The 15,132-nt window shown below is 45.2% G+C and carries 11 protein-coding genes and 2 riboswitches; of the genes, 1 reads left to right on the top strand and 10 read right to left on the bottom strand.

Annotated elements, in window-relative coordinates; genetic code table 11:
- Positions 1–33: 33 nt before the first annotated feature.
- The 8 genes from DCMF_RS26875 to DCMF_RS26840 all read right to left on the bottom strand — a co-directional run bounded on the left by DCMF_RS26875 (position 34) and on the right by DCMF_RS26840 (position 9,788).
- On the bottom strand, positions 34–756 hold the full coding sequence (locus DCMF_RS26875) for an ABC transporter ATP-binding protein (protein WP_148137294.1): 723 nt from the start codon (positions 754–756) through the stop codon (positions 34–36).
- A 17-nt stretch (positions 757–773) separates the two neighbouring features.
- Complete coding sequence (locus tag DCMF_RS26870; protein WP_148137293.1) at positions 774–1,553, bottom strand: ABC transporter ATP-binding protein; 780 nt, start codon at positions 1,551–1,553, stop codon at positions 774–776.
- A gap of 25 nt (positions 1,554–1,578) precedes the next feature.
- Positions 1,579–2,550 carry a branched-chain amino acid ABC transporter permease gene (locus DCMF_RS26865; RefSeq protein WP_148137292.1) on the bottom strand — a complete coding sequence of 324 codons (972 nt, stop codon included), beginning with the start codon at positions 2,548–2,550 and terminating at the stop codon, positions 1,579–1,581.
- Between the two features lie 9 nt (positions 2,551–2,559).
- Positions 2,560–3,438 (bottom strand): branched-chain amino acid ABC transporter permease, encoded by an 879-nt coding sequence (locus DCMF_RS26860; protein WP_148137291.1) that lies wholly within the window; start codon positions 3,436–3,438, stop codon positions 2,560–2,562.
- A gap of 85 nt (positions 3,439–3,523) precedes the next feature.
- Complete coding sequence (locus tag DCMF_RS26855) at positions 3,524–4,687, bottom strand: ABC transporter substrate-binding protein (RefSeq protein WP_214658938.1); 1,164 nt, start codon at positions 4,685–4,687, stop codon at positions 3,524–3,526.
- Between the two features lie 528 nt (positions 4,688–5,215).
- On the bottom strand, positions 5,216–6,577 hold the full coding sequence (locus DCMF_RS26850; protein ID WP_148137289.1) for a sigma-54-dependent transcriptional regulator: 1,362 nt from the start codon (positions 6,575–6,577) through the stop codon (positions 5,216–5,218).
- Complete coding sequence (locus DCMF_RS26845) at positions 6,534–8,597, bottom strand: ATP-binding protein (RefSeq protein ID WP_148137288.1); 2,064 nt, start codon at positions 8,595–8,597, stop codon at positions 6,534–6,536. Before DCMF_RS26845 ends, DCMF_RS26850 begins: the two co-directional genes overlap by 44 nt.
- Before the next feature lie 51 nt (positions 8,598–8,648).
- Positions 8,649–9,788 (bottom strand): ABC transporter substrate-binding protein, encoded by a 1,140-nt coding sequence (locus tag DCMF_RS26840; protein ID WP_148137287.1) that lies wholly within the window; start codon positions 9,786–9,788, stop codon positions 8,649–8,651.
- A gap of 577 nt (positions 9,789–10,365) precedes the next feature.
- Positions 10,366–10,494, top strand: a riboswitch (molybdenum cofactor riboswitch).
- A gap of 86 nt (positions 10,495–10,580) precedes the next feature.
- A riboswitch (molybdenum cofactor riboswitch) is annotated at positions 10,581–10,709 on the top strand.
- A gap of 176 nt (positions 10,710–10,885) precedes the next feature.
- Here DCMF_RS26840 and pruA point away from each other — a divergent pair.
- On the top strand, positions 10,886–12,517 hold the full coding sequence (gene pruA, locus DCMF_RS26835; RefSeq protein WP_148137286.1) for an L-glutamate gamma-semialdehyde dehydrogenase: 1,632 nt from the start codon (positions 10,886–10,888) through the stop codon (positions 12,515–12,517).
- Positions 12,518–12,669: 152 nt separating this feature from the next.
- On the opposite strand, the gene DCMF_RS29430 is transcribed toward pruA, so the two are convergent.
- A complete protein-coding gene (locus DCMF_RS29430; RefSeq protein ID WP_214658937.1) occupies positions 12,670–12,846 on the bottom strand; it encodes a DVU_1557 family redox protein in 177 nt (58 codons plus the stop codon).
- A 20-nt stretch (positions 12,847–12,866) separates the two neighbouring features.
- Positions 12,867–15,101, bottom strand: a complete 2,235-nt coding sequence (locus tag DCMF_RS26830) for a pyridine nucleotide-disulfide oxidoreductase/dicluster-binding protein (RefSeq protein ID WP_148137285.1) — start codon at positions 15,099–15,101, stop codon at positions 12,867–12,869.
- Positions 15,102–15,132: the final 31 nt, after the last annotated feature.

The raw sequence follows: 15,132 nt of genomic DNA, 5'->3' as shown, positions 1-15,132 counted from the left end.
GCGGTGCCAGGCAGTGCCTGGCACCTCTTGCCTTTATGCTTCAGCTTGGTCTTCAATGCCTAAATAAGCCTTCTGCACCATTTCATTATGCAACAGGTTTTGGGCCAAATCGTTTAAAATAATTTCTCCCGTCTCGATGACATAACCCCGGTTCGCTACTTCCAGGGCAAGATAGACATTTTGTTCGATTAATAAAATGGGGATGCCCGTCTGGTTGATTTCTTTGATCGTTTCAAAAATAGATTCCACCACCTGAGGGGCTAGCCCCAAAGAGGGCTCATCCAGCAACAATGCTTTGGGATCGGACATTAAAGCTCGCCCAATGGCCAGCATTTGTTGTTCTCCGCCGCTTAAGGTGCCTCCTTTTTGATTCTTTCGTTCTTCCAGGACGGGAAACAATTGATATACTTTATGTAAATCTTTCTGAATGCTTTCCTTATTTTTGCGCAGAAAAGCGCCCATTTCCAGGTTCTCCAGTACCGACAACCCGGCAAAGATGCCTCTTCCTTCCGGCGCAAGCGCAATGCCCCGGGCAGCGATTTTATGCGGGGGCAGCCCGCTGATTTTTTCTCCCATAAATTCCACCCTGCCGCCGCTAGGTTTTAACATGCCGGAAATAGCCTTAAGGGTAGAAGTCTTTCCAGCGCCGTTATTACCAATCAAGGCAACAATCTCTCCCTGGTTCAATTCCAAGGACAAGCCTTTCACCGCAGAAATAGCGCCATAAGATACCTCTAATTCCTCAATCCTAAGCATCAGTATCTCCCCCTTTCTTAACTAGCAGCCTGACGCTCTTTTTTGGTACCGAGATAGGCTTCTATGACAAGAGGATTTTCCCGCACTTCCATGGAGGTTCCTTCTGCAATCTTTCGGCCGTGGTCGAGCACAACTATTTTATCGGAAATCGACATGACAACCCGCATGTTGTGCTCGATAAAAATGACGGTTTTTTTGAGATCCGTTTTGATCCATTGAATAAATTTTAATAAGTCTTTCGCTTCTTTGACATTCATCCCGGCCGCCGGTTCATCCAGGAGGACAATTTCCGGGTCACTGACCAAGGCCCGGGCAATTTCCAGGCGCCGCTGCTCACCATAGGGAAGGGCCGTCGACAGTTCATCTTTTCGCTTCAATAAATTGGCAACCTCTAAATAGTACAGGCTTCTGTCCCGGATTTCCCGTTCCAGTTGATGACTTTGATGGGGAAGCAAAGCCTGAAAAATATTGGGCTTCAATTTTGACTGCAGGCCCAGCATGACATTTTCCCATACCGTCATGGTGGGAAAAAGCCTGATATTCTGGAAAGTCCGGGCAATTCCCAGCGCGTATATCGCATGAGAGGGTAGCCCGCTCAATTCCTGATCTTTAAATTTGATACTGCCCTCTGTCAGGGCATACCCTCCGGTAATCAAATTAAAAAGTGTGGTTTTCCCTGCTCCGTTCGGCCCGATAATGCTTGTGATCAGGCCCGGCTCAACCACCGTATTGACCTTATCAACAGCAATAACGCCGCCAAAATGCTTGGATACATTATCTATGGTAAGAATTCCCATTACGACCCTCCTAACTCATCTTCCCTCATTTAGCTTGATTCATCGGGGAAACGCCCGGTTTTTTAAAGGGGATTTTAAACCCGCCGCTGCCCATCACGCCTTGAGGACGATAAATCATCATCACCACCATGATCACGCCTACTACCAGCATGCGCCATTCCACCAAAAAGCGCAGTACTTCCGGAATGACGACCAGAATAAAGGCACCGACCACGGGCCCAATAATGGTTCCGGCTCCGCCTAAGAATACCATGCATAAAGCCAGGCAAGAGTCCTGATACATAAAGGTATCGGGGCTGATAAAGGTAATATAATGGGCGTAAAAGCTGCCCGCCAGCCCGGCATAAACGCCGCCCATGACAAAGGCAATGATTTTATATTTCGCCACATGAACGCCCATAAAGCCTGCCGCGTCTTCATCATCCCGGATTGCTTTGAAGGCGCGTCCTAAATAAGTATGGGGCAGGCGCCAGGCAATCAAAAATGCCAAAATGAAAAAAATCAGAATCAAGTAATAGTAGGGCATCCGCGTGGTAAAATACAGGCCGAAAATGGACGGCCGGGGAATACCGGGCAGGCCCATGGGTCCCCGGGTCAATGTATCCCAGTTGACCATACAAATACGAAAGATTTCGCCAAAACCCAAAGTGGCAATGGCCAGATAGTCTCCTTTCAGGCGCAGGCAGGGAAAACCCAGGGCCAGCCCCATTAATCCGGCTGAAGTCATGCTGAAAATCAAACAAAGCCAGAAACTAAAGCCCAGTTTCATCGCTAAGAGAGCGGATACATAGGCCCCCATCCCATAAAAGGCCGCATGGCCCATGGAAAACAGTCCGGTCAGGCCCAAAGGAATCTCCAGGCCTAGGGCCAGGATGCCGAATATTCCCAAGGTAATAATTAAATGCATAATATAGGAGCTGCTGACGACAAAGGGTAAAACCAATAAAAGGGCCAGAATTACCAGATAACAGATCAATCGCTTATTGAACGTCACCATCTTCACCCCCTAGGCTCGCTTGTCATAAATATTGGCAGAAAAGAGACCGGAAGGTTTAAACAATAAAACCAGAATCAGTACCCCAAAAGCAATGGCATCCCGATAGCCGGAAGCAAGATAAGTGGCGCCGAAATTCTCCACGAGGCCTAAAGCCACGCCGCCCACCATGGCGCCGGGGATACTGCCGATGCCGCCCAGGATGGCGGCGGTAAAAGCCTTTAATCCCGCGGAGTAACCCATCGTCGCATAGACGGCATCATAATACATGCCCACGAGCAGGCCTGCCGCTCCTCCTAAAGCAGACCCAATCCCAAAAGTAAGGGCAATGACATGGTCAATGCTGATGCCCATGATGCCGGCAATTTCTTTATTTTCTGACGCTGCGCGCATCGCCTTTCCGTACCGGGTCTTGTTGATAAACCAATTTAAGCCGATCATTAAAATTAATGCCGTACCTAAGACGATCAATTGCAGTGTATTGATCACGGCATTATTGCCGATGGCAATCGTGTTTACGTGTAAAATCTTGGGGACCGGGTAGGTTTCAGAACCGATGAGCAGTCTGGCTAGATTGGAAAGGACAATGGACATGCCCAAAGCACTGGTGGTTACGACCAGTCTGGGGGCATTGCGCAGTGGTCTGTAGGCAATCCGTTCCACCAGGATGCCAAAAATCGCGCTGAAAATCAACGTGAAAATTAAGACAATAGGGAAATTAAACCCCGGCACCTTGCATAAAAAAAGTCCGATAAATGCGCCCCACATAAATACGTCGCCATGGGCAAAATTGATAAATTTGAGCACACCATAGACCATGGTATAGCCCAAAGCAATCAGGGCGTATACGCTTCCTAACATCATACCGTTGATCAGCTGCTGCGTGAACATACCATCCCTCCGGTTCAAAAAATTTACATCTCCATATAACTAAATAAGAATGTTTGGCCGGGTAACCCCGGCCAAACGAAAATGATTATTCGGCAATCTGCCATTTGCCGTCTTTCACAGTCAGTTTTTTCATGGCCGTACGGACCGCATCGTTATTCTCGTCAAAGGTAACCTGCCCCGACACGCCGACAAAGGCCTCCGGCATTTTAGCCAAATAATCCATTATTTTTTGCCGGTCCGCACCTGCCGCAGTGATCACTTGGGCCAACAAATTCATCGCATCATAATCAAAGGTGGCATAAGTCCCGGGAACTTTTCCATAGGCCCCCTGGTAATTTTTTACAAAATCTTGAATTTTTTGATCCGGATCGCTAGGCAGCAGCAGCCCGGATACTTTCATTCCTTCCGCCGCCTGCCCTGCCAAATCAATCAGGCTTTGTTCATAAAGGCCGTCCGTGCCAAAAAGGGGCAGGCTGATGCCCAGTCCCTGCATTTGCTTGGCAATCAAGGCCCCTTCCGTATATAGTCCGCAAATAAAGATAGAGTCTGCTCCCGAGGCTTTTATCTTCGTTAAGAGCCCGGTAAAATCTTTGGTTTGACCTAATTCGTAGGTTTCTTTATCCGCTACCGTTCCCCCCAGGGAGGCAACCTGTTTTTCCACCGTGTCCATTAAGCCGCGGCCATAGTCGCTGTTTTCATAAAGAATCGCCGGCTTTTTATTTCCTTCCTCAAACAGCCACTTGGTCACAAATTCGCCCTGGAAAGCATCAGTAACAGAAATACGAAATAGATAGGGACCATGTTCCGTGGTAATTACTGGAGAAGTACCTACATGAACCATGGGGATTTTCGCCTCATTGTAAATCGGCGCCCCGGACAAAACACAGGAACTGTTGTAATTGCCTAGAACAGCTACTAATCTATCGTCTGAAACAAACTTCGTGGCAATATTAGCGGCTTCTTTCGGGTCGGACTTATCATCCTGACAGACCAATTCCACCTGTTTGCCGTTAATGCCGCCGGCAGCGTTAATTTCATTAACCGCTAACTGGGCGCCGTTCTGCATTTGCTGACCGTCATTCGCACAAGCGCCGGTTAAGGGAGCAACCCACCCAATATAAATTTTGTCGGCGGAAGTGCCGGTGGAATTATCGCCGTTCTCAGTCGCTTCTTTTTGCCCGCATCCTGCTAAGGCAATCAAAGCAAAGATGACTATCAGCGTGATGACAAACAATTTCTGTTTATTCATTTTTCGTCCCCCTCTCATTTTATCGTTTCTCAAAAATTTGGACTTCCGAAAAAATCTGCTTCACCTCCTTTTCGTCCATCCATTACTTTGCATGTCACTTCCGGGAAAATGCATTGGCGCAAAATTCTCTTGGGACCAGCCTCACTATTATCGTGTAAATGTCATTATGCAAAAGGTATGCCAATTAAATTTCAGGAGATTTCGTTGGCCAAATAAGGAGCTATCTGCCCTTTAAGGCATCATTATCCCGTCCGGACTCTCTGCCTGATAGGAAATTTATTTCCATGATGGGCAATTTTTTTCCTAAGCAGGCACCGCAGAACAAGGCTTTTCCAAGAATCTCCTAGTAAAAATGGCACTAGAAAACTTGGCTTGCGCCAAGCATCTGGCGACGGCGGAAGCCTTAGTTGCACTTATACTTTCAACCTTATGAAACTTATAAATTCTGAAAGTATAAAAAAACACACGTGGTTTTGACCCCACCTGTGTTTTAGGAAATAAATTTCACCATCAGATCTTCTGAGTGGACTATCTGATTTTATATTCCGTAATTTTGTTAAATAATTGTCTTCGGCTAATGCCGAGGATTCTGGCTGATTCCGTAATATTATGGTTACAGAAACCTAATACTTGTTTAATATAATTGGTTTCTACATGGCGCCTCATCTCTTTTAATTTAATGGCCTGATTCCGGCCCCCGTCCCCTTTCCTTTCTTCCATTTCCGGCAGATCTGTGCACAATATCTCTCCCCTCTGGGACAAAACCACCGATCTTTCTATGATATTTTTCAGTTCCCGGATATTTCCCGGATAATCATAGGAAAGCAAAAATTCTTTCACCCCGGCGTCAATTTTCCTGATTTCTTTGCCATGCTCTTTTTGCGATTTTTGGAAAAAGAAATCGATCAGAGCCGGCAAATCCTCCTTTCTGCTTCTGAGCGGAGGAATCTCCATGGTAATGGTGCTGATACGGTAAAAGACATCTTCTCTGAATCTGCCGGCCAGAATTTCATGGGCCAAATCTTTGCTGGTGGCGGAAATCAGCCGGAAATCCACGGGGATCAATTCATTGCTGCCGATTCTTTCCACCTTTTTGTTTTCAATCACGCGTAACAGCTTTACCTGCGTAGTAAGAGGAATATCCCCCACCTCGTCCAAAAACAGGGTCCCTCCATGGGCTGCCTCAAACCTTCCTTTTCTGCGCTCCAGCGCACCGGTAAAGGCCCCTTTTTCGTGGCCGAATAATTCCGATTCCAGAAGGCCCTCCGCATAGGCCTGACAGTTGACCGGGACAAATCTCATTCTTGCCCTGCCGCTGTGTTCATGAATAAATTGGGCCAGCACATCTTTCCCTACGCCGGTTTCGCCCAGGATAAGGATATTGACATTACTTTCCGCCGCTCTCCCGGCGATATCCAACACTCTTTTAAATTGTTTATTTTTCGTCTCCAAAACAAATTGGGCCAAATCAAATTCTGATTTCTGGCCGCTCTTTTGTTCATGCTCCGCCCCTTTCCCGTTTCTAATCTCGTTAATTTCCTTCATTAAATCCACGGGATCGTTGCCTTTGATAAAATAGGAATACGCGCCTTTTTTCATTGCCTCCACCGCATTTTCAATGGTTCCATACCCGGTAATAATAATGACATCCACTCTGCGCTGGCTTTTTTTAATGTTTTTCAGCAGTTCCACGCCATCCATGCCGGCCATCATCAAATCTGTTAAAACCAGATCAAAAGGCACCATTTTTAACTTACTTAAAGCTTCAAAGCCGCTTGCGGCGGTTTCCGCCAGGTAGCCTTCCTCCGCCAAAATTAAACGCAATACTTCTCTGTACTCCCGTTCATCATCCACAATGAGCACCCGAAAAGGACGGCTGTCCCTTTTCATCAGCTTCACCACCCCTTAAAGGTAAAATAACGCAAAAAGTCGTCCCTGTCCCCACCTTGCTGTATACTCTGATCTCTCCCCCACATTTTTGAACTTCGTTAAAAGTGATGTATAATCCCAAGCCGATGCCTTTGCCCGGTTCTTTTGTTGTAAAAAAGGGATTAAAAATATTTTTCATATTTTCTTCACTGATGCCCATCCCTGTATCTATGCATTCCACGATTAAGTTATCTTGCTCAAGATAGCATTTGATAGTCAATATTCCTCCCCTGGGCATGGCATCAACCGCATTGGAGATCAAATTTGTCATAATATGTTTCAGTGACTCCTGATTGATCAAGCAGCATAGATCTTCCTGACCGTGCAAATGCATACGGATATGACCGGTTTTCAAAATTTCTTTTTCCAGGGCAAGAATATTCTCCATAAAATCTCTGATTTTGATCATTTCCCTTTTGTTGCAGGAAATGCGGGAAAAATTAAGCAAGTTATCAATAATCGCACTGGCTTTTTGCACAGAAGTCTCAATAACGCTAAGGGATTTTTTTATTTGTTCTTCATCATGGTTCAGTTTTAACAAGTAGCAATAGTTTCTGATCAGTCCTAAAGGGTTTCTGATTTCATGGGCCACCCCGGCAGCTAACTGGCCAATGGCCGTCATTTTTCTGTCCTGCAAAAGCTGCTGCTCGCTTAAACGGATCTGGGTAATATCCTGAATCATAATCAGCACATGCATGATAAAAAGGGTTCTGTCGCCCAGGGGAAAGGAACTGATTTTGTAGCTCTTTCCTTTTTTATTGTATTCTTCGTTTCCTTGCTCCCCTGTTTGAAAAGTATTGGCGATGAGCATCAAAAAATCATCCGGCAAAAAATTGTTGGGAAAATCCGCCATATTCTGTCCCACCGCCTGATTTTTATCGACATGAAGCAATCTGCAAAAAGCTTTATTCACATTAACAATTTTGTTATTCCAGTCCACAACGATCATTAAATGGGTCAGACCATCAAAGGTGATTTGCAGGTTATTCCTGCTGATATCCAATTCCTGGGTTCTCTTTTCCACTTCTTTTTTTAAAGTATTGTTCCACAAATAAAACACATAGAAAATGACCAGGAAAAAGCTGCAAAAAACAATCACAATTAATGTAATCTTCTGCGATAATTTTTCTGAAGAAGAGGGGATGGAAATACCAAACCACTTCTGTTGGATTTTCACCATAATATCTTTTTGCTTGAGATGATGGATTCCTTTATTGAGGATGGACAAAAGAACCCGGTCCGATTTCGGTACGGCAAGGGCAACATTTTTTTCATACATCAGGTTGTCAAGGATTTTCAGATTATTCTCGGCGCGAAGCTTGGTCCGGTAATAAATAAGCACAGGCTCATTGCCCACCACCGCATCCACTTTATTTTCATTTAGCTTGACGATAGCACCCCGCATGTCATCAGAATAGACAAAGTGAATCCCGCGCACCCGCGCATTCAAAAACTCTTCCGCATAATCGCCTTTGCAAACTCCCACTACTTTACCCGCTAAATCATGGTAATTACGAATTGATTTGTTATCAAGGGAAACTAAAATCGCCCCCCTCAATAAATAAAAAGGGTCGGAAAAATCAAAGACCTTTTCCCTTTCTTCCGAAGGAATCAGGTCACAAAAATCAGACTCCCTGTTCGTTAGTTTGTCGAGGGCTTCCTGGCAGAAGAAAACAGGCTTGTGATCAATTTCTATGCCTAATTCAATGGATAGGGCACTGATATAATCGACCACATAACCGCAATACTGGCCATTAATGTCATCGATATAACGCAGGGGAGGAGAACTGTAATCCCCCCCATAAATAATTTTGTTATCATGTTCATGAATCCATGCTCTTTCTTCCGGACTTAATTTGGAAGATTCCATGAAGCGGTCAAAAAAGCCCTTCCCGGATTCAATTTCCAAATATCGATTGACAAATATCAATGTAAGTGCGATTGAGATAATGACCACATTCATAATTCTTCTTTTCATCATGCCCTTATCTCCTGATCAAATACTTGGCAAACAGGAGGCGCGTCCCCATTCCTACGGAGCGATTTGCCAGGTACCGTCTTTCACGATGAGTTTTTTCATGGTCGTGCGTACGCAATCATGATCCTTGTCAAAAGTGCATGCTCCGGTTACGCCCAGAAAAGGGCCCGGCATTTGGGTCAGATAATCTTTGATTTTTTCCCGGTCGGGTCCTACCGCTCCAATCGCTTGAGCCAATAAATTCATGGCATCATAATGGAATGCCGCATAGGTCCCGGGAATGTTGCCATAGGACGCCAGATAATCCTTCATAAATTTTTGGATCTTCGCATCCGGATCGTCCGGGAGCAATAACCCGCATACGCTGATCCCTTCCGCCGCAGATCCGGCCAGATCAATCAGGGCCTGTTCATAAAGGCCGTCCGTGCCAAAAATCGGCAGGTTAATGCCTAATCCTCTCATTTGTTTGGCAACTAAGGCCCCCTCGGTATATAAACCGCAAATGAACAGGGAATCCGCTCCCGAGGCTTTAATCTTCGTTAAAATACCCGTAAAATCTTTCGTTTGACCCAATTCGTATGTTTCTTGGGTAACTACCTTTCCCCCGAGCAGAGTGGTTTGTCTTTGCACCGTCTCCCTTAAACCGTAGCCATAGTCACTGTTTTCATAAAGAATGGCGGGTTTTTTGTATCCTTTTTCAAACAACCATTTGGTAACAAACTCTCCCTGAAACGCATCGGTGACAGAAATACGGAAGAGGTAGGGGCCATGCTCTGCGGTAATTACCGGTGAAGTACCCACATGAACCACAGGGATTCTGGCTTCATTGTAAATCGGCGCCCCGGACAAAACACAGGAACTGTTGTAATTCCCCAGAACGGCGACAATATCGGGATCAGAAACAAATTTCGTTGCAATATTGGCCGCTTCTTTCGGGTCTGATTTATCATCGGCATACACCAGCTCCACTTGCCAGCCATTAATCCCCCCCGCATCATTAATCTCCTCCACTGCCAGCCGGGCCCCGTTATTCATTTGCTGCCCGTCATTGGCACAAGCTCCTGTTAATGGGGCAACCCAACCGATATAGATTTTTTTCGGCGCCTCCACGGTTTGTTTTTGCCCACATCCCACCCACGGTAATAGAACAAGCCCTCCCATCAGTATCATGATCAGCAGTTTCTTACTCCGCATTTTCGTCCCCCCATAAACTTAACGATCAAAGGACTTTCCTCTTCGTGGCCTAAGCCATTCCTGCCTCCGCACCATGATCATTTTATATCTTACGCAGACACAAATTTTTGCTTGATATCCCGATTTGCTTTCCCGTGCACAAAACGCAAACCAACCCGCTATCAACATTCATCGTCATACACCTTTGATGTCAGTTTAGGGAAATACACATCATTGTTTATCCATTTTTGGGGGGAGTTTAGTTGAGATTTATGAAATGTTCTCTTCTCCGAATCATATCTAGGAAGGTTATTTACGTTTTTTGAAAATTCTTTGCGAGAATAAATAAATTCGAGATAAAAATTGATTATCCTTTTATTTCTCATGGTAAAAAGAAGTATTATTCTGAAAAATATTAACAAAAAAGAGACGTATTATTTTACTCCCCTCAGGTGTATTGAAATTGTTATCTTTCCACTTTTTGCACTTTTGCACTTATGTTTTGCTTTTATTTGCATTCATGATAAAACAAGTTAAAAAAGCCTGCTTTTTCAATACATTTTAATTTGGCATGATTCTTGCAAATAATTTAATAACACAGTCAATAAATCTCCGAGCTGTCGACTCTAAGTATTTTTCACCGGAAAATATATGAGTTGCCGGCCGCTAGGGTGTTTCGGGAAACTGTCACACCTTCCTTTTGAAAAGGAGATTTACATTAAATAGCCGGCTTTGTTTTGTCGTCTATTTATGCAGGGTCTCCTAATAATGGGAGTCCTTATTTTTTTAATATGACAAAATAATAAATTTTGAAATATACTACGTCTCCGAGCTGCCGACTCTAAGTGTTTTTCACCGGAAAATATATGAGTTGCCGGCCGCTAGGGTGTTTCGGGAAACTGTCACGCCTTCCTTTTGAAAAGGAGATTACTTTATTACAACCAGGTCTGAATTTTTGTTGCCTTTTGTTGTAATTCAGGGTGTCTTCTTCTATGGAGACACCTGTTTTGTTTATACGGGAGGTGGTACTAAAACAAAAAGCAGATTGTTTATTACGGGAGGTGATTGAGACAAGCCTACAGTGAGGTAAGTCAATGATAAAAACAAGGAGGTCAATTATGCCAAATGCCATTTGTAAAGTAGTCAAACCAAAAAACGAAGAAGTACTGTCGTACCTACCAGGTAGTAAAGAAAGAATAAGTTTAAAAGCCAAATTAAAAGAAATGCAAAAGACGTCGATGGAACTTCCTTTAATTATTGACGGGAAAGAAGTCCATACCGGGAAAATGGGAACATGTATTATTCCTCATCATAAAGAGCATGTTCTGGCAACTTACCATATGGCCGGTGAAAAAGAAGTTGAAAGGGCGATCCAAGCAGCCTTGAAAGCCAAGAAGGAATGGGAGAATACGCCCTGGGAACATAGAATTTCTGTTTTTCTTAAGGCTGCTGAGTTAATTTCCCAGCCATGGCGGGATACCCTCAATGCAGCCACCATGCTTGGCCAAAGTAAAACTGTTTATGAGGCGGACGCAGACTCCGCATGTGAAATTCAGGACTTTTTTAGGTATAACAGTTATTTTGTGTCCCAAATTTTGCAGGAACAGCCTGAGTGTATTCCGGGAATCTTTAATCGTATAGAGTATCGGCCCTTGGAAGGTTTTGTTTTTGCGGTTACACCATTTAATTTCACGGCAATTGGAGGCAATCTTCCCAGTACGCCTGCCATGGTTGGCAACACGGTTGTCTGGAAACCGGCTTCTTCGGCGATATATTCAAATTATTTTTTAATGAAAGTGTTACAGGAAGCCGGGCTACCCGACGGCGTGATTAATTTTATTCCGGGACCGGGAAACGTTGTTGGGCCGATGGTTATGTCCCACAAAATGTTGGCCGGTATTCATTTTACCGGATCTACAGAAACTTTTAACCACATGTGGCGCACAGTAGCGCAAAACTTGGGAAATTATATTGGGTATCCCCGCATAGTAGGGGAAACCGGAGGAAAAGATTTTGTTTTTGCCCATCATTCTGCCGATATTGATGCTTTGGTCACTGCTCTGGTTTTCGGGGGATTCTCATTCCAGGGACAGAAGTGCTCCGCCACTTCCCGTGTATACATCCCCCATAGTATTTGGCCATCCGTCAAAAATAAACTGCTTGACCAGGTATCCACGATCAAACTGGGAGATGTGGAGGACTTTACAAACTTTATGGGGGCGGTGATCGACCAAAATGCCTTTAATTCAATTAAATCCTATATTGATTATGCCAGGACTTCTGATGAAGCGGAAATAATTTTTGGGGGCAAGTGTGATGACCGGGTAGGCTTTTTTATTGAACCTACCGTAATTGTCACCACAAATCCCAGGTTCAAAACCATGGAAGAGGAGATCTTCGGCCCGGTAGTCACGATCTATGTTTACAAAGATCAGGAATTAGAAGAAGCACTTGACCTTTGTGAACAAACTTCAAAATATGCTCTCACAGGTGCTATCTTCTCGCAAGACAGAAAGGCAATTATCGATATGGAAAAACGGCTCAGTAATGCGGCGGGAAATCTCTATATTAATGATAGAACCACCGGAGCATTTGTCGGGCTGCAGCCGTTTGGCGGGGCCAGAGCCTCGGGAACAAATGAAAAGGTAGGAAGCAAACAAAACGTTTCCAGATGGATGAGTCCTAGAACGATTAAAGAAACATTTAACCCTTCGAAAAAATTCTCATTAGATTTAATGACAGAAAAATAGCATCATACTAGTTCCATATGGTAGAAGATATTATCTGATGTAAATTTTAAGGGAGCCCTAGAAATCATCCAATTTACCTAGGGACTCCCTTTTTTTATCATATTTCATCTAGCAGCTTACTGGAGCCTACCATTTACTTTAGGTAAATCCATTTATTTGTCCTCCAACTGCATTTCCACTTCAGCCATCCGGCCCTTGACCACTTCCTCAGGAATATAAACCTCACCACACTCCGGGCACGTCAGAATATCGGTAAAGAAGCTGTGTCCCAAATAAGTGAAATACGTTTTTTTCAGCTCCAACTCTTTTTGACACTGGTGGCAAATCATTACTTTTTTTCCTGCATCGGTCAGGCCTCCTCGATACTCATACGGTGGCTATATGCATTAATTAGCTCAAAACCATTGCCTGCTGGTAAGTATTCGGCCCAATACGTGATCTGTCCGATCTGTAAATGCCCGGTAAAATGTCCGGACTCCGGATCTAAGACCTTTCTTCCGCTGCTTTCTGCGTAGGCAATCACAGCAGCGATATCGGTTTCTAAGATCAGTTCCCGGTGCAGCTTTTCTCTGAGCAGGGGGGGAATCTGCACATTAATTTGGTTTCTTTCTTCCATTTTGACTTCATCCTTCCAAAACTCACGCAACACCTGATGTTTCAAGTTTGCCCGGTTGTTTCGACCTTCACTAATGGTAGGCGGTACCCGGCCTGCGTCATGCAATCCGAATATGATATCCAATATATGATAGACCGGTTTCAGCGCGGAAGCAAAAATATCCCGGCAGTTAGTACAATATGTGATGTAGGGGTATTCATTTTGGCGAATTCTTGTTTTAACAATTTCACGGGTATAGAAGGGGTCGGCTATTGATATCTGTCCTCCCCAGCTGCAGCACTGGGCAAGTCTTCCTTCGTAGGGAAGCGGCTTAAGACGAAAACCGGCTTGTTTAGCCAGTTCCCGGATGGTCTGCTGCAAATCCGGTTCTTCCCGGCTGGAGCAAGGATCAAAAATGGACGCGGTTTCTCCTTGGGCGCCCTTGGAGGGAGAAATTCCCCATTTCCGGATTAAGTCATAGAGAAATACGCCCTCTATTTGGGGCAAATATTTTTGGTACATTTGCTTGCAAGTGGGACAGGCAAAGACCGCGATGGGTTTTCCCAGGGCGATCCAGTCCTCCTCAAGCTTTGCCATCACGGACCCGTGCAGCGGTTCGTCCCCCGCCCAATCGGCCGGGGCACCGCAGCACCCGAGCATCAGGGCGGTATCCGGTTTATGGGCCAGCAAAAAACGATAGCTTTCGGTTACGTACCGGGGTTCGGAGGCGCCCAGCTGACAGCCGGGAAAGAACATGTACTGGCTGTGGTCATACCCCTGGGGAAGCCGGCAGAGTCCAGCCGCCTCTCCATTGGTAAATTCCATATCCCGCAGCCAGAAGTCATGGAACGCCCACGGCATGGCACCTTTTTCACGCATTACCCGGTGGCCTTTCAGTAAAAAATCACCAACGTCAATACCCTGAGGACATATCTCCCTACAAAGCCCGCACTGGTTACAGGTGGAGATAAATCGGGTAGCAATGGTACCGTTTCCATCCAGAGTTCCCGGGTTAATGGTGGCCTCAACCTGATCCGCGATCGTTTTGGGGTATTTCCGAAAGTGTCTCATCAAGTCGCAGTGTTTTATGCAAGCATCACAAGTACATTTTAAACAGCGGCTAGCCTCTTGTAATGCCTCTTCCCGGGTGAAAAAAGGACCGTCTGACGGCATGACCGGGTTAGCAGTGGTAAAACACGCCGGATCCACATGGAGTCGCGTTTCATGCCTTTCTTCCGGGGTGTTCATCCCGCCAGCCTTGATATATCGCTCAATTGCATTGACTACATGGAGACCGTCGGCTATAGCCTCACAGCTATTCTTACCCGTCAGAGATCCTCCCAGAAAAACACCGGGCCTGGTACTGGCAAAGGCCCCCATGGGGTCGCGTTTCAGTCCGAAATCTATCCCGCCCGCCCCGGTGGCTACATATATCGCATCAAAGTCTAGACTGTCTAGACTTATAATTTCCTGATTCAAACACAGTTCATATTCTTCGTACATAAATTGACGGTTAATATCACTAAGAAGAAGCTCTCCGGGAAGAAGCCCCCAGAGGTGCCCCCCAACCCGGTGGGATTTTTCATATACGGTAACCTGGTATTTTTTCGTACAGAGACGGAGAGCACAGGCCAGGCCGCTAATGCCGGCACCGATAACAGCAATTTTTTTATTTTTCGCCGGCATGTTGTAACTATTAGGTGTGATTCTTTTGGCATAGTCCATACTGGCCTTTTCCAGAAGCCTCATGGATATTGCCCCATCCTTCTCCCGTCTTGGGCAAACATTCTTACAGGGTTCGTCACACAGTTGAGAAACAATGCCCGGAAATCCTACCGCATTATGGTAGGTCCTAAAGGCAGCATTAAAACCGCCCCGCTGCATCTTTTCCATAAAATCTCTTACATCCAACTGAAAGGGACAACCTGCGGTGCAAAAAGCCTGTTCGTCTTTCAAACAAGCGGTAATTTTATTTCTTTCTTTTTCCATAAGAATTTCTCCATATTGTTGTGCCCGGACT

This window comes from Candidatus Formimonas warabiya (assembly GCF_002777255.1).
Lineage (GTDB): Bacteria > Bacillota > Dehalobacteriia > Dehalobacteriales > Dehalobacteriaceae > Formimonas > Formimonas warabiya.
The sequence above is the reverse complement of the archived record's forward strand: the minus strand, read 5'-3'. Positions and strand labels throughout refer to the sequence as shown.

Bases quoted from the DNA above. Each gene is read 5' to 3' on its own strand.
- DCMF_RS26840 (WP_148137287.1), bottom strand. From the start codon at position 9,788: ATGCGGAGTAAGAAACTGCTGATCATGATACTGATGGGAGGGCTTGTT.
- DCMF_RS26830 (WP_148137285.1), bottom strand. From the start codon at position 15,101: ATGGAAAAAGAAAGAAATAAAATTACCGCTTGTTTGAAAGACGAACAG.
- DCMF_RS29430 (WP_214658937.1), bottom strand. From the start codon at position 12,846: ATGATTTGCCACCAGTGTCAAAAAGAGTTGGAGCTGAAAAAAACGTAT.
- DCMF_RS26845 (WP_148137288.1), bottom strand. From the start codon at position 8,597: ATGATGAAAAGAAGAATTATGAATGTGGTCATTATCTCAATCGCACTT.
- DCMF_RS26865 (WP_148137292.1), bottom strand. From the start codon at position 2,550: ATGGTGACGTTCAATAAGCGATTGATCTGTTATCTGGTAATTCTGGCC.
- DCMF_RS26860 (WP_148137291.1), bottom strand. From the start codon at position 3,438: ATGTTCACGCAGCAGCTGATCAACGGTATGATGTTAGGAAGCGTATAC.
- DCMF_RS26855 (WP_214658938.1), bottom strand. From the start codon at position 4,687: ATGAATAAACAGAAATTGTTTGTCATCACGCTGATAGTCATCTTTGCT.
- DCMF_RS26850 (WP_148137289.1), bottom strand. From the start codon at position 6,577: ATGAAAAGGGACAGCCGTCCTTTTCGGGTGCTCATTGTGGATGATGAA.
- DCMF_RS26870 (WP_148137293.1), bottom strand. From the start codon at position 1,553: ATGGGAATTCTTACCATAGATAATGTATCCAAGCATTTTGGCGGCGTT.
- DCMF_RS26875 (WP_148137294.1), bottom strand. From the start codon at position 756: ATGCTTAGGATTGAGGAATTAGAGGTATCTTATGGCGCTATTTCTGCG.
- pruA (WP_148137286.1), top strand. From the start codon at position 10,886: ATGCCAAATGCCATTTGTAAAGTAGTCAAACCAAAAAACGAAGAAGTA.